The organism is Hoylesella timonensis S9-PR14 (assembly GCF_000762405.1).
GTDB classification, from domain to species: domain Bacteria; phylum Bacteroidota; class Bacteroidia; order Bacteroidales; family Bacteroidaceae; genus Prevotella; species Prevotella timonensis_A.
This window is the reverse complement of sequence record NZ_JRPQ01000112.1, coordinates 1-636: the sequence shown is the minus strand read 5'-3', so window position 1 is coordinate 636 and position 636 is coordinate 1. Positions and strand designations below refer to the sequence as shown.

The window sequence follows — 636 nt, the reverse complement described above, 5'->3', positions numbered from 1 at the left end:
CATGCTTAAGAGTGAAATAATGCAACAAAGATACGAAAAATAATCAGATGTCCTACCTTCTTAAAAAATTATATGTAACTTCGCCAAAGCAAGTTTGTAATCGACCAAGAATAAATCTTCAAGTGAGTTGGTTACGCACATCTCATGATGAGTTGAGGTTAATAAAGAAGGAAATGTATGGGCGTATGCAATTTAGAACTTGTACAGCAGTCAATAAAGATTCAAGCCGATGTTCAACAGAATTAGCGGATGTAAATGACCCTGCACGTCACGATATAACTCCTTGATACGATAATAAGGATCCATGTCGCTTGTTGCAGGGTTGAATAGTGTCTGTACATTTGCGTGCATGAGTGCAAAGTAACGAAATAATTTTGATATGACGGTGTCTTACAAATCTGATTTTACTCCTCGTTACAATGACATACACTTGATTAACAATCATTTATCAAATTAATACTACACATGACATCCCGAAAATTTATGAAAAATAATTTTTCCTGTTAAACTTGGGCTCAGGCACATGTTGCCTATAGGGAAGAACTGAACCGTGCAGCGCAATAGTTAATGACTGCTACCTTGAGACCTCTGCAAAACTTTCTCTTCCTCTCATAAATTCACTTATAACCACATTAA

General features: G+C 36.0%; 1 protein-coding gene. It reads right to left on the bottom strand.

Annotated features, from left to right (window positions below; all coding sequences use genetic code 11):
- Nucleotides 1-210: 210 nt before the first annotated feature.
- On the bottom strand, nt 211-351 hold the full coding sequence (locus tag HMPREF9304_RS14415; RefSeq protein WP_156104785.1) for a hypothetical protein: 141 nt from the start codon (nt 349-351) through the stop codon (nt 211-213).
- Between the last annotated feature and the right edge of the window lie 285 nt (nt 352-636).

Excerpts from the sequence above, each read along its gene's own strand:
- HMPREF9304_RS14415 (WP_156104785.1), bottom strand. The coding sequence starts at position 351 with ATGCACGCAAATGTACAGACACTATTCAACCCTGCAACAAGCGACATG.